The organism is Streptomyces sp. NPDC048636 (assembly GCF_040650655.1).
Classification (GTDB): domain Bacteria; phylum Actinomycetota; class Actinomycetes; order Streptomycetales; family Streptomycetaceae; genus Streptomyces.
In genome coordinates this window covers 889,794-910,558 of record NZ_JBEZHR010000001.1, presented here as the reverse complement: position 1 = coordinate 910,558, position 20,765 = coordinate 889,794, and the positions used below count along the sequence as shown (strand labels likewise).

Below are 20,765 nucleotides of genomic sequence, written 5' to 3'. Positions count from 1 at the left end.
GGTTGTGCTGTCCGGCTGTGGTCCTTCCGTTACGGACCGGGCCGGGGCGGTGGTCCGCCGGGTTACGGCGGAAAGATCAATTCATGGTTCCGGCGAGACGGAAGACTTTCCTCGGCTCCGCCGCGCCGATTCCGGAGCGTGCTCGATACTGCTCAGGCAGGCTGCTCAGGCAGTGCTGGGAGGCTCCCGGAAGAAGGGTGGTCCCGGATGGGGACACTGAGCACCTCGCCTCCGAGTACATCCAAGAGGCATCCAGTGCAGACTTGAGGTTAACACTACCGGATCCAACAAACATTCCCCCTCTCACAAGACCGGCTATCGAGTTTTCCCAGCGCCCGGGCGGTTCCGGGCGTGGTGTCAGCTGAGCGGCAGAACGCTCGCCCCCCCGGCGTCGAGAGCCAGCCGGTTGGCCGCCCATCCCTCACCCGCCAGTCGTGCGACCTTGTCGGCCGCACCGTCTTCGACCAGCGCGAGCACCGTGGGGCCCGCACCGGAGATGACCGCGGGGACGCCGTCCGCGCGCAGTCGGTTCACCAGGGCCACGCTCTCGGGCATCGCCGGAGCGCGGTATTCCTGGTGCAGCCGGTCCTCCGTCGCCGCGAGCAGCAGCTCGGGACGCCTGGTCAGGGCCTCCACGAGCAGGGCCGCCCGCCCCGCGTTGACCGCCGCGTCCACATGCGGGACGGTGCGCGGCAGCAGTCCGCGGGCGGTCTCCGTGAGCACCGGGCGGCTCGGGACGAAGACCACCGGAACGATGGAATCGGCTGGGTCCATCTTGATCGCCCGCGCGGCTCCCGCGTCCGTCCAGGCGAGGGTGAAGCCGCCGAGCAGGCATGCGGCGACATTGTCGGGGTGGCCCTCGATCTCGGTGGCCAGCTCCAGCAGCGCCGCGTCGTCGAGCCTTTCGGCGCCGCCTATCGTCACCGCGCGGGCGGCGACGATCCCGGCGCAGATGGCGGCGGAGGAGGAGCCGAGGCCCCGGCCGTGCGGAATGCGGTTGGCGCACACCACCTCGAGACCCCGCGGCTGTCCGCCCAGCAGGTCGAACGCGGTGCGCAAGGACCGTACGAGCAGATGGCTCTCGTCGCGCGGCAGGGTCTGTGCGCCTTCGCCCGCGATGTCGACATGCAGACCGGAGTCGGCCACCCGGACCACCACGTCGTCGTAGAGCCCCAGGGCCAGACCGAGGGCGTCGAAGCCGGGGCCGAGATTGGCGCTCGAGGCGGGGACGCGCACTCGGACGGCGGCGGCGCGGAACGCTGGACCGGCCATCGCTCGATGACTCTCCTTGTGTGTGCGTGAGATTGCTCGAAGAGGTACGGAAAACCGCGGGGGTTGTCACGCGAAGTACGGCGACGCCGCGCAGAGGTGGGAACTCTGCGTCGGGGCGGATTCAGTACAGCCTATCGAAGGAAGGTTCTGTGGCGACATAGGGCGCACGGGAGGCGCACGATGCGTGTCGCGCTCCCTGCCGTCATCCGCGCCCACTCTACTGGAGCGTTCCGCGCGCCCTCGTCGCTCCCGTGCATCTCCTCCACCACTCGAGTGGATTGCGAGAAAGCCGCCGGTGGGAGCCGGTTCGGGCACCGGTGCGGAACGGGCCGGGATCCGTTGGACCCCGGCCCGCGCCGTACTAGACCAGTCCGAGCCGCACGGCCGCGGCGTCCGCGTCCACCGGGACCACGACGGGCTGCGGCGCTCCCGCGACCGCCCAGTCGGGGTCCTTGAGCCCGTTGCCCGTCACCGTACAGACGATGCGCTGGCCCGGGTCGACCAGCCCCTGCTCGGCCGCCTTCAGCAGGCCCGCCACGCTCGCCGCGGAGGCCGGCTCCACGAAGACGCCCTCCTGGGAGGCGAGCAGCCGGTAGGCGGCAAGGATCTGACGGTCGGTCACCTCGTCGATGAGGCCGCCCGACTCGTCCCGGGCCCGCTCGGCGAAGGTCCAGGAGGCGGGGTTGCCGATGCGGATCGCGGTGGCGATGGTGCTGGGCTCGCGGACCGGCTCACCGCGTACGATCGGCGCCGCGCCGGACGCCTGGAAGCCCCACATCCGGGGGGTGCGGGTGGACCGGGGGTCCTGGCCCCCGAAGGGCGCCGCGTACTCCTGGTAGCCCTTCCAGTAGGCCGTGATGTTGCCCGCGTTGCCCACCGGGAGCACATGGATGTCGGGCGCGTCGCCGAGCATGTCGACGATTTCGAAGGCCGCGGTCTTCTGCCCCTCGATACGTGCCGGGTTGACCGAATTGACCAGTGCCACCGGGTACTTCTCGGACAGCCCCCGCGCCAGCGTCAGGCAGTCGTCGAAATTGCCGTCGACCTGGAGGATCTTCGCACCGTGCACCAGGGCCTGGCCCATCTTGCCCAGCGCGATCTTCCCCTGCGGCACCAGCACCGCGCAGACCATCCCGGCCCGCACCGCGTACGCCGCGGCCGAGGCCGAGGTGTTGCCGGTGGAGGCGCAGATGACGGCCTTGGCACCGGCCTCCTTGGCCGCGCTGATGGCCATCGTCATCCCGCGGTCCTTGAAGGATCCGGTGGGGTTGGCGCCCTCGACCTTGAGGTGGACCTCGCAGCCGGTGCGCTCGGAGAGCACCTGCGCGGGAACGAGCGGGGTACCGCCCTCGCGGAGGGTGACGACGGGCGTCGTCCCGCCGACCGGAAGACGGTCGCGGTACTCCTCGATGATGCCCCGCCAGCCGTGCCACTGGCGGGTGCCGGACATGAGCGGCCCGGCGTCGGCGATTGCGTTCATGGTTTCCTTACTCCCCTGCTACTGACCCCGCTGCTGTGCGGTATGCCCGCGTCCCACGCTCCACCCGCTCTCTACTCACCCTCGACCCGCATGATGCTGGCGACATCGCGGACCGTGTCGAGGCGGCGCAGCGTCTCCACGGTCGCCGACAGCGCGGCGTCGCTCGCGCGGTGGGTCACGACCACGAGGGAGGCCTCGCCGTCCTTCCCCTGCTGGCGGACCGTATCGATCGACACTCCGTGCTCGGCGAAGACTGTCGCGACCTGAGCGAGAACGCCCGGCTTATCGGCGACATCGAGGCTGATGTGGTATCGAGTCACGACATCGCCCATGGGGCTCACCGGAAGCCTGCTGTAGGCGGACTCCCCCGGTCCGGTGGCGCCCGCCAGCCTGTTGCGGCAGGCGGCGACCAGATCGCCCAGCACCGCCGAGGCGGTCGGCGAGCCACCGGCCCCCGGCCCGTAGAACATCAGCTGACCGGCGGCCTCGGCCTCCACGAACACGGCGTTGTACGCCTCGCGGACCGAGGCCAGCGGATGGGCCAGCGGAATCATCGCCGGATGCACCCGCGCGGTGACCGACCGGCCGTCCGCGGCCCGCTCACAGATGGCGAGCAGCTTGACGGTGCAGCCCATGCGCCTGGCGGAGGCGATATCGGCCGCGGTCACCTCGGTGATGCCCTCGCGGTGCACATCGTCGAGGGTGACCCGGGTGTGGAAGGCGATCCCGGCGAGGATCGCGGCCTTGGCGGCGGCGTCGAACCCCTCGACATCGGCCGTGGGGTCGGCCTCGGCGTAGCCCAGCGCGGTGGCCTCGTCCAGCGCCTCGCTGTAGCCCGCGCCGCTGCCGTCCATCCGGTCGAGGATGAAGTTGGTGGTGCCGTTGACGATGCCGAGGACCCGGTTGACCTTGTCGCCCGCCAGCGATTCGCGCAGCGGCCGCACCAGCGGGATCGCGCCCGCGACCGCCGCCTCGTAGTACAGGTCCGCACCGCGCTCCTGGGCCGCGGCGTGCAGCGCCGCGCCATCCTGGGAGACCAGCGCCTTGTTGGCGGAGACCACGCTCGCGCCGTGCTCGAACGCGGTGGTGATGAGGGACCGGGCGGGCTCGATCCCGCCGATCACCTCGACCACCACATCGATGTCCCCGCGTTTGACCAGGGCGGTGGCGTCGGTGGTCACCAGATGCTCCGGCACCCCCTCACGGACCCGGTTGGGGCGGCGTACGGCCACCCCGGCCAGCTCCACCGGAGCCCCGATCCGCGCCGTGAGGTCGTCCGCGTGCGTCGTCATGATGCGCGCCACCTCTGAGCCCACTACCCCACAGCCCAGCAGCGCCACTTTCAGCGGACGCGTACGCATCATCCGACCTCGTTTCTCATCCATCGTTTGGTGCACCAGTCTCAGGCACTGGACGGAATTTCCTATCCCGGGTCCAGTATCCGAGATTTATTTCTCGCTAGCCGACATCGAGCCGCAGAAGGTCTTCCTCGGTCTCGCGCCGGACGATCTCCCGCGCCTGTCCGTCGCGCACGGCGACGACCGGCGGACGCAGCGCGTGGTTGTAGTTGCTCGCCATCGAGCGGCAGTACGCGCCGGTGGCGGGGACGGCGATCAGGTCGCCGGGCGCCAGATCGGCGGGCAGAAACGCGTCCCGGACCACGATGTCACCGGATTCGCAGTGCTTGCCGACCACCCGGGAGAGCATCGGCTCGGCGGTGGAGATCCGGGAGACCAGCGCCACCGAGTACTCGGCGTCGTAGAGCGCCGTACGGATGTTGTCGGACATCCCGCCATCGACGCTCACGTACGTCCGCAGGCCGGGCAGCTCCTTGACCGTCCCCACCTCGTACAGGGTGAACGCGGTCGGCCCGACGATCGCCCGCCCCGGCTCCACCGACAGCCGCGGCACCGCGAGCCCCGCCCCCAGGCACTCCCGGTGCACGATCTCGCGCAGCGCCGCGGCGATGTCCTGCGGCTCACTGGGGTCGTCGTCCGGCGTGTACGCGATGCCGAGGCCGCCACCGAGGTCGATCTCGGGCAGCTCCACCCCGTGCTCGTCACGGACCTCCTTCAGCAGCCCGACCACGCGGTGGGCGGCCACCTCGAACCCGGAGGTGTCGAAGATCTGCGAGCCGATGTGCGAGTGGATGCCGATCAGCTCCACCCCGTCCAGCTTCAGCGTCCGCCGCACCGCCTCGGCGGCCAGCCCGCCCGCCAGCGGAATGCCGAACTTCTGGTCCTCGTGCGCGGTCGCGATGAACTCATGGGTGTGCGCCTCGACGCCCACCGTGACCCGGATCTGCACCCGCTGGCGCCTGCCGAGCCGCTGCGCGATATGCGCCACCCGCACGATCTCCTGGAAGGAGTCGAGCACGATCCGCCCGACCCCGGCCTCGACCGCCCGTGTGATCTCCCGCGTGGACTTGTTGTTCCCGTGCAGCGCGATCCGCTCCGCGGGCATCCCGGCGGCCAGCGCGGTGGCCAGCTCCCCCTCCGAGCAGACGTCGAGGTTCAGCCCCTCCTCGTGCAGCCAGCGCACCACGGCCCGGGAGAGGAACGCCTTCCCCGCGTAGAACACATCGGCCTCGTCCCCGAACGCCTCCCGCCAGGCCCGGCAGCGGGCCCGGAAGTCCTCCTCGTCCAGGAAGTAGCCCGGCGTCCCGAACTCCTCGGCCAGCCGCGTCACATCGATCCCGCCCACGGTGGCGACACCGTCGGCGTTCCGGGAGACGGTGCGGGACCAGACCCGCGGGTCCAGCTGGTTGAGATCGGCGGGCGGCGCGCTGTAGTGCCCCTCGGGGAGGACGTCGGCGTGGCGGGGCCCGGCGGGGTGGGCGGAACGGCTCATGGTGTCTCTCTCGCAGGTGTCACAGATGTTCTGGCGCGGTCATGCCGAGCAGGTGGAGGCCGCCGGCGAGCACCGTCCCGGCGGCCTCGGCGAGGGCCGCACGCGAGCGGTGGACGGCCGAGGGTTTCTGCTCGCCGCGCGGGAGGGGCGGACATGTGCCGTGGCAGCGGAAGAAGGCGTCGGCGGTGGCGACGAGATGCCGCGCCAGCCGGTCGGGCGCCCGGTGCCGGGCGGCGGCCTCGACGGTGCGGGGGAAGTCCCCGAGCAGGGCGAGCAGCGCGGTCTCGGCGGGGTGGTCGTAGGAGGCCCCGTCGGCCCGCGGCCCGAATCCGAGGTCACAGGCGTTCCGCAGCACGGCCCGCGCCCGGGCGTGGGCGTAGCGGACGCGGAAGAGGGGGTTGGCCTCGCGCTGCGCGAGCAGGCGCCCGGGGTCGAGGTCGGGGAGGTCATGGACGGGCGGACGGAGCAGTGCCCAGCGGACGGCGTCCGGGCCGAGCCGGATGAGCAGCTCGTCGGCGCAGACACCGGCGGCCCGGACGGCTAGGCTCTCCCCGCCGGGACCGTCGTCCTCCGCCCGCCCTCCGCAGGCGGTGACGAGCCCGCGTACGACATGGGCGACGAGGGCGGCGCGCACCTCCCCGTCGGCCGTCCCGGTGGCGAACCGGATCCGCTCCCCGGCCATGCCGTCCCCGTGCCCGTAACCGGGCCCCTGGGCGAGGACGGTGTCCACGAGGTGTCCGTGGGAGGTGGCGTCGAGGGTGATGTTCAGAAACCCGGGGGCGGCGATGTCCACGCGCGCGATCCCGGGTGTACGCACGAGACGCCGCCGCAGTATCTCGGCGATCCGCAGCGGGTCGCCGCCGTCGCCTCTGTCTCCCCTGTCTCCCCGGGCGAGCTGGAGGGCCACGTTGGTGGCGTAGTCGCCACAGCCGGGCCGCGGCGGAGTCCGCACCTTCACCCGGTCCGGCACGGTCACACACAGTTCGTCGTCCTCGACGGCACGACGCACGGTGTGCAGCACAGTGCGGGAGAGCTGGGCGGGTGTCACGGGACAAGCGTATGGGAGGAGGGGGGTGCCCCCGCGAACCGGTTTCGTCCTTCGGACGCGGAGAGGGTGAACGGGGCCGGGCGCGGGCCGTGCACGCCGGGCACCGGTACGGCGTGCGCCGGGCGTGATCGGGGGGCGGTGGGGCCAGGGGACGGGGGTGATGGTGGCGGTGACCGCCGATTTCCCGACCGTCGGGCGGAGCGGTGATCACGGGTGACCACCACACTCGCCCGACCGCGGCACGGCCCGCCGCAGGAACCGGCCCCGGTCCGGATCCCGGGAACACCACAGGTCGTGGAAAACCCGGCCATCGCGCACCGGTCGCGGGTGGCGGGATAGCGATCCCCGCCCGCCGGTCACGGAACATCGCCAGCTCCGGTGGCCGGTCACCACAGCCACGGCCGCGTCGGCCACCAGCCGTCGACCCCTACCGCCGCCCGGCGGCTCGGCGGGCTCGATCGGCTAACCGGTGGGACCCACAACCGGCGCGGCATCACCGGGAGCCGAGGCCCCAGCGCCCCCTCGCCTCATCAGCCGACCCACGAGCTGCACCAGCTCGGTCGGCTCGAAGGGTTTCGCCAGGAACGCATCGACGCCCAGCGCCTTCCCACTGTCCATCTCGTACTGCGTACACGCGCTGATGATCGCGACGGGCACATGGCACGTCCGCGCATCCGCACGCAACCGTGATGCCGTGTGCAGCCCATCAAGTCTGGGCATCACGACATCAAGAGTGATCACATCGGGCCGCACCTGATGAACGATCTCCAGGCACTCGGCACCATCAGCCGCGGTCACGACCTCGAAGCCCTCCAGCTCGAGGTTGACCCTGATCAGCTGCCGGATGACCTTGTTGTCGTCTACGACAAGGACCCGGCCGGACAACCCAGGCACAAACTGAAGAGTAGGCGCGCCACCCCGGCCACGTCCGGGTTTTGCCCACTTCCGCCACGTGCGGGGGACCTTTCCACCGGACTCCTGCGCCCCCGCCTCCACATGCGGTATATCCCCCTCCACTCCGCCCGTCCCCACCTCCGAACCGTCTCCCGATAAGCGTTCATGAACACCCCGAGTGAGCTGGTAGGGTTCTACCCGTCGCCAAGAACACCGGCGGCAACGCCCCCGTAGCTCAGGGGATAGAGCAACGGCCTCCGGAGCCGTGTGCGCAGGTTCGAATCCTGCCGGGGGCACCTTGTACGAGGTGCCAGCAGACCCCGCCATCAGCCCAGCGGCTGAGAGCGGGGTCTTCGCGTATGTGCGGCCGGGAACCGCCGACGGCAGCCCCACGACAGTGATCACGCTACAAAAATTCTGCATAACTGGCTGTACCCACAGGCGGGTTAGACGGGTGTCTGGATTCCCGCTACGCGGCCAGGCGACGGATGCCCGCCCGGCTCTGAGGCACCGCCGTGGCCTGGATCCCCATGACCTCGACGGCGACGCCCCACGCCTCAAGGATCTTGGCCGTCTGCACGAGGGTGACCTGAGAGAACGGGAACAGCGTGTCGGCGGTGAGGTCGGTGCCGTCCTTGAGCAGGATCGCGAAGACGACCCTTGCCGCCCGGAATCCCTCCGGCAGAGGCCGACCGGGCCGGGCCGCGGCCACCTTCCGGGCGAACCCGTCCATGGCCTCCGGCGAGTGCAGCAGGGCCTGAACGGCGACCACGGCCTGAGCGAACAGATGGCTCAGCGCGTCGGAGCCCTTGGCCCGCTTCACCATGACCAGGACGTCGTCCGGGCTCAGCAGGTCGCAGATCTCCACGCCGTTGCCCCGGTGCAGCACGGTCCGGACGTTGTCACGGTCAAAGCAGACGTACCCGGGCCGCAGGTCGGGCACTGACTCGTTGTAGTCCCGCTCCTTGTCCCCAAGCACCCAGGCCGGAAGGTCGACCGAGGGCGTGCCGGCGATGAGCCGCTCCACCTGCGAACGGATCGCCTCCAGGTACGCCTCCCCGATCTCGTACCACTGCCCGTCCATCAGGAAGAACCGGCGGGCACCGAGCGCCACCTCCGCCTCGATCCACCGCAGCACGCTCGACGTCCAGATGACGTCACCCCTCTCCGCCCGAGTGTGCGCGTAGAGGGTGACGGTGCCGTCCCGGAGCGCGGCAAAGCGCGTTCCCGCCCTCTGCACGCGGGCCCGGTTGAGGACGTACTCCAGGCTGAAGTCGTCGGTGAGGCACGCCTCCGGGCTGTGCACCTTGGTGGCGAAAGCATGGGCAGCGCCGTAGTCGTCCCAGTGATCGGACGGGACAGCGACCGCGATACGTCCGTCCGGCGCCTCGCCCAACAGGTCGTCGAGCCGCCTCTCCAGCCGCGTGACGAGGTCGGCGTCCTTGGCCGGGACGATGTGCTCGACGAACTCCAGTTCCGGAGCCGGGGCCTCGTCCCGAAGGACACGGGCGATGGCCCGGATGTCCGCGACCAAGTCCGGAGCGTCGATACCGAGGCGCAACCGCAGCCCGGTACCGCCCTCGACGCTGGAGATCTTCGTACGGTCGTCCTGGGCGATCGTGAGCTCGATCCCGTCCAGCCGACCGCCCAGCCGCCGCACGATCTGCGCGTGCTCCTGGATGCCCAGGCTCCAGACCGGAGCGCCACCGGGCACGAGGGTGATGTCGGTCCGGCCGCCGCCCGGCGTATGGGAGACCAGGTCACGGATCTGGGCGGGGTCCACCCTGCGGATCACGAAACTCAGCCCGAACCGCCGGTCCTTGACCGCCTCGGGCACCAGGCGGAAGCCCTGGTCGTAACCGATGGCGTACACCTCGTCGTCGATCGCGAGCATCAGCAGCCCGGCCGACCGGTTCACCGGCCGCGACACCTCGCATCCGGTCGTGCGGTTGATCTCGCCGCACCAGCTCGCGATCGACTGCTCGAAGCTGCCGGTGACCAGCAGCGCCGGAACGCCCAACCACTCCTCCGGGACGTGCAGTTCCGCGTCAACGGCCTCGAGCCGAGCCGGGTCGAGGACGTCGAACATCGCATCGACCGTGGGGGCGACACCCGTGAGCCGGTACAGGGTGCGCTTGGACGTGCCGGAAGTGCTGGTGGCCATGGTGCCGCTCCATTCGAATCGAACGTGTTGTGGGCAGGGAGAAGCGCGGGAGGCCCGGGGAAGCCGGGGAGCCGAGTGAAAGCACAACCAGTAGAGCGCCAACTGAAAGCAGTGTCAAACGTTTCAATGAAAGCGTCGTCAAACAGTTCACATCGGTTAGGTGCCGGTCTAGAGTGGAGCCGTCCAGCACGCGCACCCTCACGTCACTCGGCAGGAGCCCATGAACCAGCAGGCCAGTGCCCTCGTGACCGCCGCCGACATCTCGCGGCTGGCCGGAGTCACCCGCGCCACGGTGAGCAACTGGCGTCGTCGGCACCCGGACTTCCCCGCCCCCGCGGGAGGCACGGACACCAGCCCCACCTACGACCTCGACGCCGTCCGCGCCTGGCTCTCCGCGCGTGGCCAACTCCCCGAGGACACACCGGCGGACCGGCTACGCACCGTGCTGCGCACCCACTCCGACGACGGCGCACTGGCCCTGCACCTGCTCCCTGTGGTGCTCGGCGCTGCCCGGCTGGGCCGGAGAGACCGCGAAGCCCTTCCCCAACTGCGTGACGCAGCACTACTGCGATGGGTCCGGTCAGCCGCGGACGACGGAACCCAGGACATCCCTGGAACTGAGGACGCCGCGTACGGCCCCGACGCGACCGGGCCGCTGAGGGCGTTGGTGGAGTGCGTCGTCACGGATGGCGCCGAGGCCGCGACGGACGTCCTGTCCGAACGTCTACTGGAGAACGCGGGCGGCACCGGCACCTACCTCACGCCGCCCCCCTTGGCCGACCTCATGGCCCGGCTCCTCACCGATAGCGCGGGGGCTTCCCCCGCGAGCGTTCTCGACCCCGCATGCGGCACCGGATCGCTGCTCGCCGCAGCGGCATCCGTCGGCGCGAGCGAACTGCACGGCCAAGACGTGCTGGTCGCCCAGGCCGCCCCGGCCGCCGTGCGGCTCCGGCTGAGCGCCCCCGAGGCGGCGATCCGCGTACATACAGGGGACAGCCTGCGCTCCGACGCCTTCAAGGGCCTCACCGCGGACGCCGTCCTGTGCAATCCCCCGTACGGAGTCCGTGACTGGGGGCACGACGATCTGGCGTACGACCAACGCTGGGCCTATGGCGTGCCCCCCAAGGGCGAGCCCGAACTCGCCTGGGTCCAGCACTGCCTGGCCCACCTCATTCCCCGTGGCCGCGCCGTACTGCTCATGCCCCCCGCCGTGGCAGAACGCACCGCCGGTCGGCGTATCCGGGCTCAGCTCGTACGCGACGGAGCCCTCCGCGGAGTCGTCTCGCTTCCCCAGGGCGCGGCCACCCCGCTTCACATCGGCCTGCACCTGTGGGTGCTCGAACGGCCCGATCCGCAGGCTGAAGCCCCGGGTACGGTCCTGCTCGTCGACGCCGCCGCCGGGAAACGAGATCTCGACTGGGACGCCGTCAACGACACCGTGCTCTCGGCGTGGCGGTCCTACCTCGACGACCAGGACGGCTTCACGGGATCCCCGGGCGTCGCCGCCGCGATGCCGGTCACCGACCTCCTGGACGAGGCCGTGGACTTGACCCCGGCCCGCCGCATCAGGACGGCTTCCCGGCAAGCCCTCCGCCCTGCTCTGCTGGCCCGGCAGGCATCGGAGCTGTACGACCAACTCCGTGAAGCGGCAACGGACCTGGCTGGCCTCAGCTCCGACGGCGACTGGCCGCCGGCGGACGACCGGCCCCGCGACTGGCGCACCGCGACGGTCGCGGACCTCCTGCGCGGCGGCGCTCTCAGTTTCCTCCGCACCGCGCTCGCAAGCCGCCGTACTCGTAGCGGCCAACCGCTGTCGCAGCCCGAGCCGGAACCCGGCGGACGACCGGCGCTCTTGCCTGTTGACGTCTCCCAGAACCGGCCCGCCTCCGGAACGGAAGCGGATCTTCCCACCGGCGTGGCCCTCCCCTTGGTCCAGGAAAGCGACGTACTGCTCACAGAGATCCTCCTCGGGGAGCGCACCGCCGTGGCCCGGGTCGTCGAGCCGGACGAGGCAGGCTGCTTCCTCGGACCTTCCCTCCTGCTCTTCCGCCCGGACCGGCGTCGGCTCGACCCCTGGTTCCTCGCCGGGTTCCTCGCGGCGGAGCAGAACGTCAACGCTGCCGCCACCGGCACATCCCTCGTCCGGGTGGACCCGCGACGCCTGCGCGTTCCCCTGCTCCCGCTCGCCGAGCAGCAGCGCTACGGCGCCGCCTTCCGCCGCCTTCACGAACTGCGCACCGCCGCCCGCCGTGCCGATCGGGCCGCCGAGGAGGTCACACGTCTCCTCGGCACCGGCCTCACCGACGGCGCACTGTTGCCGGACGGTCACGGATCGACGTGAAACCTGCGGCCCGGCACCGCAAACGGCCAGACTTGACGTCTCTGTCCCGCTGGGACGGCGAACACCGGAAGGACACCGTTGAACAGCAGTAAGCACACGGAACTGGCGAACCACGCATGGTCGGTCGCCGACCTCCTGCGTGGCGACTACAAGCAGTCCGACTACGGCAAGGTGATCCTGCCGTTCACCGTGCTGCGGCGCCTGGAGTGTGTCCTCGCCCCGACCAAGGACAAGGTCCTGGAGGTCGCCGCCCGCTACGAGGACCAGGACCTCAACCCCGACCGCTTCCTGCGCATAGCGTCCAGCCACAGCTTCTACAACACCAGCACCTACACGCTGAAGGCCATCGCGGGCGACCCCTCGCACGCGGCGAAGTACCTCAACGAGTACTACGGCGCCTTCTCCCCCAACGCGCGGGAAGTGCTGGAGCGGTACGACTTCGCCCAGCAGATCAAGCGGTTGGACGCGGCGGACCTGCTGTACCAGGTGGTCGGGCGGTTCGCCGACCTTGACCTCCGGCCGGTGAAGAGGGACGCCGACGGCAAGGTCGTGCTCGACGAGGACGGCAAGCCGATCGAAATCGTCACCAACCACCAGATGGGCTACATCTTCGAGGAGTTGATCCGGCGCTTCGCCGAGCAGTCCAACGAGACGGCCGGTGAGCACTTCACGCCCCGGGAAGTCATCCGGCTGATGGTCAACCTGCTCGTCGCGCCGGACAGCGACGCGCTGGCCCTGCCGGGCACCGTCCGCACCGTCATGGACCCGGCATGCGGAACCGGCGGCATGCTCAGCGCGGCCGAGGAGCACATCACGAGCCTCAACCCCGACGCCACGGTCAAGGTCTTCGGCCAGGAACTCAACGCCGAGTCCTGGGCCATCTGCCGGTCGGACATGATGATCAAGGGTCAGGACCCGGAGAACATCAAGTACGGCAACTCGTTCAGCCTGGACGGCCACGACGGCGCCACCTTCGACTACCTGCTGGCCAACCCGCCGTTCGGCGTGGAGTGGAAGAAGGTCAAGGACGCGGTCGAGGACGAGCACGAACGCCTTGGTGAGAGCGGACGGTTCGCGGCTGGCCTGCCGCGCATCAACGACGGCTCGCTGCTCTTCCTCCAGCACATGATCTCGAAGATGAAGCCGGTGGACCCTTCGGGGGCGGGCGGCAGTCGGATCGCGATCGTCTTCAACGGCTCCCCGCTGTTCACGGGGGCGGCGGAGTCGGGTGAGTCCAGGATCCGGCAGTGGATCCTGGAGAACGATTGGCTGGAGGGCATCGTCGCCCTGCCCGACCAGCTCTTCTACAACACCGGCATCTCCACGTACTTCTGGGTGCTCAGCAATCGCAAGGCCAGGGGCCGGCGCGGCAAGGTCGTCCTGCTGGACGCGCGCGACTACTGGCGCCAGATGTGGAAGTCGCTGGGCGACAAGCGCAAGGAACTGAGCGAGCAGCACATCTCCGAGATCACGCGGCTCTACACGGAGGCGCTGGCCGTTGTTGACGCGGCGGAGAAGGGCGGCGGCCACGACCTGGCCGACCGTGCCGGGAAGATCAAGATCTTCTGCAACGAGGACTTCGGGTATCACCGGATCACCGTCGAGCGGCCATTGAAGCTCCGGTTCGAGGTGGCGGAGGAGACGCTGACGGCCATCACCGAGTCGAAGCCGATCGCACGGGCGACGAAGGTCGAGGAATTCGTGGCGGCGCTCCGCCCGCTGGTCGGCAAGTCCTGGACGACGAAGTCCGATGCGTGGATCGACCTCAAGGACGCGGTCGTCGCGGCCGGCCTGACGTGGCCGACGGGCGCGCCGTTCGGCAAGGCGCTGCGGGAGGCGGTCGGCGTCCGGGATCCGGAGGGTGAGGTCCAGCGCGTCAAGGGTGAACCGGAACCGGACCCGGAGTTGCGGGACTACGAGAACGTCCCGCTGGAGGAGGACGTGGATGAGTACCTGCGGCGGGAGGTTCTGCCGCACGTTCCGGACGCGTGGATCGACCACAGCAAGACGAAGATCGGGTACGAGATTCCGTTCACGCGACATTTCTATGTGTACGAGCCGCCGCGGCCGTTGGCGGAGATCGACGCGGAGTTGAAGTCGCTGGAGGCCGAGATTCAGGCGCTGCTGGGTGAGGTGACGGAATGACTTCACTCAGGATTAAGGATGTCGCTCGAATCAACCGAAATATGCTACCCGAAAGCACCGACCCGAACTTCCGCTTTCGCTATATCGACATCGGCTCAGTCGATAGCCTCGGACGCGTAACCATCCCTGATGAGGAGGTGAATTTCAGTTCCGCGCCGTCACGGGCTCGCCGTCTTGCGCCAGCTGGTGCAGTTGTCGTCTCAACGGTGCGAACGTACCTGCGCGCTATTGCTCGCGTACCTGAAGTCGCGACGCCCCTGGTCTTCTCTACTGGGTTCGCAGTACTAGAGGCCGGCACGCAGATCGATAGCCGGTTTCTAGCCCATTACTGCCAATCTCAGATCTTCGTTGAAGAAGTAGTTGCCAGGTCAGTGGGAGTAAGCTATCCGGCCATCAATGCGGCCGACATCGGCAATCTGCCAATTGTGCTTCCGGACAGGGAAGAGCAGCGCCGCATCGCCGACTTCCTCGACACCGAGACCTCCCGCATCGACGCTTTGAACGCGTCTCGGTCCGCTCAACTGAACCTCCTCACAGAGCGCGAAAGGGAAATGCTTGACCTTTCGTTCCGAAAGGCGCGATCTGGTACTCGGACGCGGCTCAAGTATCTATTTTCTGTGCGCCCGCGCTACGGCGTCCTGGTTCCGGTTTTCACAGATGAAGGGGTCCCGTTCATCCGAGTCAATGATCTACTTGACCTGGAAGGGCGGGCCGCTGGGCTGCGCAACATTCCGAGCGAATTGTCAGCTCAATACGCCAGAAGCATCGTCCGGCCCGGCGATCTGCTGATGAGCGTTGTGGGAACTCTCGGACGCGCAGCGATTGCTCCTGCGAGTTTGGCTGGAGCAAACATCGCGCGAGCCGTGTGTTCGATGCGTTTCACGCCTGACATAGAGGTGCAACTCGTCAAGGCTTGGCTCGGTACGAGCTCTTTCCGCAACCAGGCGGATGTGGCGACGAGCACAGACACGGCTCAGCCGACGCTCGGCATGGAAGACCTGGGTAACTTTTCACTGACTTGGCCCTCGGACTCGCAGGAGCGTAAACACATGGTTCGAGAGATTGATCGCATCCAGGGCTCGATGAGGAGCCTGAGCGACAAACTGGAACGCCAAAAGTCAGTTCTCGCTGAGCGACGTCAAGCCGTGATCACCGCCGCCGTCACCGGCCAGATCGACGTGTCCACTGCCAGCGGACGAGGGATCGAGGAATGATCGTGCCATGAGTCCCGCCGCGCCTCACCGCCCGATATCGTTCATCACCCGTGTCCGGGTGGGCAACTACAAGTCCATCGCTCATTGCGGCGCGGCTCTCGGCCGGTTCACCGTGCTGCTCGGGCGGAACTCCGCAGGCGAGTGGAACTTCCTCGATGTCCTGCGCTTCGTACGCGACGCGCTGCTGAACGGCCCGGCCGAAGCCGTGGCGACGCGCGGTGGGTGGGAGGAGGCCAGCCGACACTGATCCAAGAAATGGATCTCGACCTTGCCCGCGCCAACTCAGCCTCGTCCGACAAGTTCTACTGTGACATCACCTTCCTGATCACCGGAAAGCGGGGGGAATAGCCGCTCATGCCCGTCCACGACGAAGCCGCATTCGGGAACGCCATAGTCGCCGCCATGCTGGAGCGCGATTGGTCTGAAGGAAACCGGCAGGACTACCGCCCCCACCTCGGCCTGGACACCGCCCAGCTCTTCGATTTCATCGGCAAGACCCAGGCCAACGACTGGGCCGAACTGATCGCCCTCTACGGCGGCGATCCCAACACCGCCCAGGCCGGGTTCGCCAAGCGCGTGGACCAGGCCATCGCGACTGACGGTGTGCTGGACGTGCTCCGCAAGGGCGTGAAGGACCACGGTGTCCTGATCAGGCTCGCCTACTTCAAGCCGTCGCTCGTCGCCTCGGACGCGGTCCTGAACGACTACCGGGCGAACCGGCTGACCTTCGTCAAAGAGCTGGAGTACGCCGTCAAGCAGGCGGACAAGGGCAAGCGCCTCGACCTCACCCTCTTCCTCAACGGGGTCCCCCTCGCCACCGCCGAATTGAAGAACGCCCTCACGCGCCAAGGCGTGGAGGCCGCCAAGGACCAGTACCGCACGGACCGCGACCCCACCGAGCTGATCTTCGCGCGGCGTGTGATCGCGAACTTCGCCATCGACACGGACCTGGTGTTCGTCGCGCCGGAGCTGCGCGGCAAGCCGACGCGGTTCCTGCCGTTCAACACCGGGTCGGAGGGCCCGGGGAAGCCCGGCGGCGCGGGGAATCCGGCGCCCACCGTCCCCGGGACGTACGCGACCTCGTACCTCTGGGAGCAGATCTGGGAGCGGGACGCCTGGCTGGACCTGATCGAACGGTTCGTGCACCTCAGCAGGGAGAAGGGCCCGGACGGGCGGACGCGGAAGAAGCTGATCTTCCCGCGCTATCACCAGTGGGACATCGTCAAGAAGCTCGCCCACCACGCGGCCCACCACGGCCCCGGTCACAACTACCTGGGCATGGCCTCCGCCGGATCCGGCAAGTCGAACACCATCGGATGGCTGGCGCACCGCCTGTCGTCGCTGCACACGCCCACCGACCCGGCCGAGATCGACCCCGATGCCCTGGCCGCCGGGCTCAAGCCAGGCGCGCCCGTGTTCGACAAGGTCCTGATCATCACCGACCGCCGCAATCTCGACGCCCAGCTCCGCGAGACCGTGGGTAGTTTCGAGAAGACCGCCGGTCTGGTGGTGAAGATCGACGAAAAGCAGGGCGCGAAGTCGGAGCAGCTCGCCAAGGCACTGTCCCGCGAGACCGGGAAGATCATCACGGTCACACTGCACACCTTTCCGGCCTTGATCGACTACCTGCGGCGCAACCCCACCGAGATCCAGGGGCACAACTTCGCGATCATCGTGGACGAGGCGCACTCCTCGCAGTCCGGCGACGCGGCCACGGACGTCCGCGCGGCTCTGCGCGGTCTGGGCCTGGATTCGGACTCCGAGGATCCCGGGGCCACCGAACAGGCAGCAGGGGCGGAGACCACCACCGATGCCAAGCTCCGCCGGAAGGCCATCCAGCGCAGCATGGCCTCGAACCTCTCCTACTTCGCCTTCACGGCCACGCCCAAGGCCAAGACCCTCGAACTCTTCGGCACCCTGGAGTCCGTCAACGGCGAGCCGACCTACGTCCCCTTCCACACGTACTCGATGCGCCAGGCCATCGAGGAAGGCTTCATCCTCGACCCCCTGCGCACCTACGTCACGTACGACACGTACTGGAAGCTGGTGAACAAGAATCCCGACGAGCGGAAGGTGGACCCGTCCAAGGCGAATCCGCTGCTCGCCCGGTACGCCCTCACGCACGACTCCACCGTGACGCAGCAGTCGCACGTGATCGTCGAGCACTTCCGCACCCACACCGCCGGGCGGCTCGGCGGGCGGGCCAAGGCCATGGTGGTGACGGCCTCCCGGCACAGCGCCGTGCAGATGGCCCGTGCGATCAGGAAGTACATCGACGACCGCGCGTACGCCGACCCCGGCGTCCTGGTCGCGTTTTCCGGCAGCCTGACGTACGACGGTGAGGAGACGACCGAGCCGAAGGAGAACGGCGGCCTGGCCGAGTCCGCGCTGCCGAAGGCGTTCGCGTACACGCGCAAGGACGACAAGGCGGTGCGCACCGGCGGGAAGGCGACGCAGCGCGAGTACCGCATCCTCGTCGTCGCCGAGAAGTACCAGACCGGCTTCGATCAGCCGCTGCTCACCACGATGTACGTGAACAAGAAGCTCGCGGGCATCAGCGCCGTCCAGACCCTCTCCCGCCTGAACCGCACCGCCGACCGCAAGTCGCAGGCAGACCTGGCCGTACTGGACTTCGTCAACGACGCCGAGGACATCAAGGAGTCCTTCCGCCCGTACTTCGAGGAAGCGAACACCCTCCCCTCCGAGCCCAACCTCCTCTACACCGCGCAGAGCCGGGTCATGGAGCCCGACATTCTCGTCGAGGAGGAGATGCGGGAGTTCGCCGACGCCTATCTGGCGGCCGAGGAGAAGGCGGCGGGCTCGGCGGCCCGCTGGGAGAAGCTGCACGCCGAGCTGTATCGGCATCTCGGCCCCGCCGTGGAGCGGTTCACCGAGCTGCTGGACCGCAAGGACGAGGCGGGCGACTCGGACGAGGACGCCCAGGAGGCCGCCGAGCAGTTCCGCACGGACCTCAACGACTACGTCCGGAAGTACGGCTTCCTCGCGCAGATCGTGCCCTACCGCGACGCCGACCTCGAATGCCTCTACCTCTACGGCCGCCACCTGCTCAACCGCCTGCCGCGACGCGGGGACGGCGGCGTGGACATAGGGGACGTCGACCTCAGTCACCTGCGCATCCAGAAGACCGGCGAGCACGACCTCGCGCTGAGCGCCGAGGGAGCGGCTGAGCTGCGCGGCTTCGGCGAGGGCTCGGGCGGCGCCAAGGAGCAGGAGAAATCCCTGCTGTCGGAGCTGATCGACAAGTTCAACGAGAAGTTCGGCACCGACTTCACCGAACAGGACGTGCTCACGCCGTTCGACGAGGCGAAGGCGGACCCGAAGGTCCGCGCCGCCGCCGTCAATGACGAGGACAACTTTGGGCTCGTCTTCGACGAGGTCTTCGAGGACAAGATGGCCGAGCACATCGACACCATCGCCGATATGGGACGGCAGTACTTCAGCCACGACGACAGCTTCAAACAGTCGCTCAACCAGAGTGCCCGCCGGGCGGCCTGGCGGATGATCCGCCGGGAGGAGAACATCGACGACGCGGCCTGAGACGCCCCGTCGACCGCTCCGCCCCGTCAACCGCTGTGGCGCAAGGGGAGGCCCACGATCACGGACGTTCCGCGCGTGGGCCGGGGCCGGACGGTCCAGGCGCTGGCAAGGCGATCAACGAGGAGCAGACCCCGGCCGTTCTCGGCATCCGAGCTCGGGTGGGCCAGCACGGGCTTACCAGCGCCGGGGTCGGACACTGCGAGCCAGTAGTGTCCGTCGGCGGGCCACAGGACAAGTTCGATGAACCCCTTGTCCTCCTGGCAGGCACCGTGACGAATGGCGTTGGTGACCAGCTCGGATGTCAACAGCCCAAGGTCGTCGCCGAGGTGGGGACGAAGGACCTGCGGCAGTGACTCAGCGACGGCGTAACGGGCCCGCCGTACGGAGTTGGGGTGGGCGGGGAACCGCCAGTGGGCGGGCACGAGGGGGATCTCGGGCATGACGAACTCCATGGCTGTGATGGGGATTCGAGGTCGCCGGTGGCCTGCCGCCCCGGTCGCGAGCGCACCCGTTCCAGGGCGGACGGGCATGCTCACGCGGCGCGCTTCCGGCATTGCGGTGTGTAGCGTGCGCGTGACCCAACGCTAGCGGCTCCCGTGGCACGGCGCCACGATTTCAATGGCAATTTGCCACGATAGAGTTGGATCAACCATGTGAAGCCCCGGCAGACTGGCGGGGCCGGGCAGAGAGGACAGCATGTCGATGCGAAGCGCACCCACAGAACGCCAACAGCGACTTGGCGCTGAACTGCGCAAACTCCGCCTCGCAGCAGGTGCAACCACGCAGTACGCAGCTGGCCTGCTGGGCCTGGACCGGGCGAAGATCTCCAACATGGAAGCAGGCACTCGGATCACGACCCCGGAGCGAGTGCGGACGCTGGCCAGCAACTACGACTGCTCCGACGATATGTACATCGACGCCTTGGCCGCCATGGCCGATGAAACGGAACCCGGCTGGTGGGAGCAGTACCGCGGCACCTTGCCGTCTGGGCTGCTCGACATCGCCGAGCTTGAGTGGCACGCCAAACGCCTGCTCACCGGGCAGATCGTCCATCTGCCCGGCCTCCTCCACACCGAGGAGTACGCCCGGGCGGTGTTCGACTCCGGGCTGCCACGCATGTCCCGTCTTGAGGTTGAGTTGCGCGTGAAGCATCGTATGGATCGACAGCAGGTTCTGAATGAGCCGATCTCACTTCCGTACATCGGATACATTCATGAGGCAGCCCTCCGTATGCAGTTCGGTGGGCGCAAAGTCACTCAGACCCAGCTCGACCACCTACAGGTCATGTCCGAGCGCGACAACATCACTCTGCGGATCATCCCCGTCAGCTGCGACGGCTTCCCTGGAGCGGGGCACGCCCTCCTGTATGCCGAGGGCCCCGTGCCACAGCTCGACACAGTCCAGTTGGATTCCACGCACGGTCCCGAGTTCCTCCATGCCGACGCCCAACTGGCCAAATTCCGCGCCCACCTCGACTGGATGGATGCGCACTCTCTGAGCCCCGAAGAATCCCGGGAACTCATCCACGCTGTCGCCCGCGAACTCTAAGGAGCCCTCATGCCTGTCATCACCTGGGAAGCCCCCTACTGCGCAGAAGGCAACAACTGCTTCCGCCTCGGCACCGATGCCGACGGCAACGGCTACATAGCCGTTGCCGGCCAGGAGGACCACTACCTCACCGACTCCCTCGAAGCCCTGCGCACCCTCATCACCGACATCAAGGCCGGGAAGGCCGACCACCTGCTGTAGGGCCCGCAGCGCGCGACGCCACCAGTCGGTACCGTGGCGTACAGCGATCG

At 68.6% G+C, this 20,765-nt stretch carries 15 protein-coding genes and 1 tRNA gene; 8 read left to right on the top strand and 8 right to left on the bottom strand.

Annotation, left to right across the window (positions count from 1 at the left end):
* Positions 1 to 357 precede the first annotated feature (357 nt).
* The 6 genes from thrB to AB0C66_RS04165 form a co-directional block, all read right to left on the bottom strand.
* Positions 358 to 1,272, bottom strand: a complete 915-nt coding sequence (gene thrB / locus AB0C66_RS04190; RefSeq protein WP_362432540.1) for a homoserine kinase — start codon at positions 1,270 to 1,272, stop codon at positions 358 to 360.
* Between the two features lie 361 nt (positions 1,273 to 1,633).
* On the bottom strand, positions 1,634 to 2,722 hold the full coding sequence (thrC, locus tag AB0C66_RS04185) for a threonine synthase (protein WP_362433365.1): 1,089 nt from the start codon (positions 2,720 to 2,722) through the stop codon (positions 1,634 to 1,636).
* Positions 2,723 to 2,823: 101 nt separating this feature from the next.
* Positions 2,824 to 4,116 (bottom strand): homoserine dehydrogenase, encoded by a 1,293-nt coding sequence (locus AB0C66_RS04180; RefSeq protein WP_362432537.1) that lies wholly within the window; start codon positions 4,114 to 4,116, stop codon positions 2,824 to 2,826.
* Positions 4,117 to 4,210: 94 nt separating this feature from the next.
* On the bottom strand, positions 4,211 to 5,602 hold the full coding sequence (gene lysA / locus AB0C66_RS04175) for a diaminopimelate decarboxylase (protein WP_362432535.1): 1,392 nt from the start codon (positions 5,600 to 5,602) through the stop codon (positions 4,211 to 4,213).
* 19 nt (positions 5,603 to 5,621) lie between these two features.
* Positions 5,622 to 6,650 carry an ArgS-related anticodon-binding protein NrtL gene (gene nrtL, locus AB0C66_RS04170; protein WP_362432533.1) on the bottom strand — a complete coding sequence of 343 codons (1,029 nt, stop codon included), beginning with the start codon at positions 6,648 to 6,650 and terminating at the stop codon, positions 5,622 to 5,624.
* Between the two features lie 462 nt (positions 6,651 to 7,112).
* Complete coding sequence (locus AB0C66_RS04165) at positions 7,113 to 7,544, bottom strand: response regulator (protein WP_254738519.1); 432 nt, start codon at positions 7,542 to 7,544, stop codon at positions 7,113 to 7,115.
* 224 nt (positions 7,545 to 7,768) lie between these two features.
* On the opposite strand from AB0C66_RS04165, the gene AB0C66_RS04160 reads away from it, so the two are divergent.
* Positions 7,769 to 7,840, top strand: a tRNA-Arg gene (locus tag AB0C66_RS04160).
* A gap of 173 nt (positions 7,841 to 8,013) precedes the next feature.
* Here the strand turns inward: AB0C66_RS04160 and AB0C66_RS04155 are convergent.
* A complete protein-coding gene (locus tag AB0C66_RS04155) occupies positions 8,014 to 9,708 on the bottom strand; it encodes a TIGR04141 family sporadically distributed protein (RefSeq protein WP_362432530.1) in 1,695 nt (564 codons plus the stop codon).
* A 220-nt stretch (positions 9,709 to 9,928) separates the two neighbouring features.
* Between AB0C66_RS04155 and AB0C66_RS04150 the strand changes: the two genes are divergently transcribed.
* The 5 genes from AB0C66_RS04150 to AB0C66_RS04130 all read left to right on the top strand — a co-directional run bounded on the left by AB0C66_RS04150 (position 9,929) and on the right by AB0C66_RS04130 (position 18,966).
* A complete protein-coding gene (locus AB0C66_RS04150; RefSeq protein WP_362432528.1) occupies positions 9,929 to 12,049 on the top strand; it encodes an N-6 DNA methylase in 2,121 nt (706 codons plus the stop codon).
* A 78-nt stretch (positions 12,050 to 12,127) separates the two neighbouring features.
* A complete protein-coding gene (locus AB0C66_RS04145) occupies positions 12,128 to 14,194 on the top strand; it encodes a class I SAM-dependent DNA methyltransferase (protein ID WP_362432525.1) in 2,067 nt (688 codons plus the stop codon).
* Positions 14,191 to 15,408 (top strand): restriction endonuclease subunit S, encoded by a 1,218-nt coding sequence (locus AB0C66_RS04140; RefSeq protein WP_362432524.1) that lies wholly within the window; start codon positions 14,191 to 14,193, stop codon positions 15,406 to 15,408. The genes AB0C66_RS04145 and AB0C66_RS04140 overlap by 4 nt, the downstream gene beginning before the upstream one ends.
* Before the next feature lie 7 nt (positions 15,409 to 15,415).
* Complete coding sequence (locus AB0C66_RS04135; protein ID WP_362432522.1) at positions 15,416 to 15,655, top strand: hypothetical protein; 240 nt, start codon at positions 15,416 to 15,418, stop codon at positions 15,653 to 15,655.
* A gap of 155 nt (positions 15,656 to 15,810) precedes the next feature.
* The gene (locus AB0C66_RS04130) at positions 15,811 to 18,966 is read left to right on the top strand and encodes a type I restriction endonuclease (protein ID WP_362432520.1); all 3,156 of its coding nucleotides are present in this window, start codon (positions 15,811 to 15,813) and stop codon (positions 18,964 to 18,966) included.
* Between the two features lie 26 nt (positions 18,967 to 18,992).
* On the opposite strand, the gene AB0C66_RS04125 is transcribed toward AB0C66_RS04130, so the two are convergent.
* On the bottom strand, positions 18,993 to 19,406 hold the full coding sequence (locus AB0C66_RS04125; protein ID WP_362432517.1) for an ATP-binding protein: 414 nt from the start codon (positions 19,404 to 19,406) through the stop codon (positions 18,993 to 18,995).
* A gap of 256 nt (positions 19,407 to 19,662) precedes the next feature.
* Here AB0C66_RS04125 and AB0C66_RS04120 point away from each other — a divergent pair, with 256 nt between their 5' ends.
* Together AB0C66_RS04120 and AB0C66_RS04115 are read left to right on the top strand one after the other, a co-directional pair.
* Complete coding sequence (locus AB0C66_RS04120) at positions 19,663 to 20,514, top strand: helix-turn-helix transcriptional regulator (RefSeq protein WP_362432515.1); 852 nt, start codon at positions 19,663 to 19,665, stop codon at positions 20,512 to 20,514.
* A 9-nt stretch (positions 20,515 to 20,523) separates the two neighbouring features.
* Positions 20,524 to 20,715, top strand: coding sequence for a hypothetical protein (locus tag AB0C66_RS04115; protein WP_359598615.1), 192 nt, complete (start codon positions 20,524 to 20,526; stop codon positions 20,713 to 20,715).
* Positions 20,716 to 20,765: the final 50 nt, after the last annotated feature.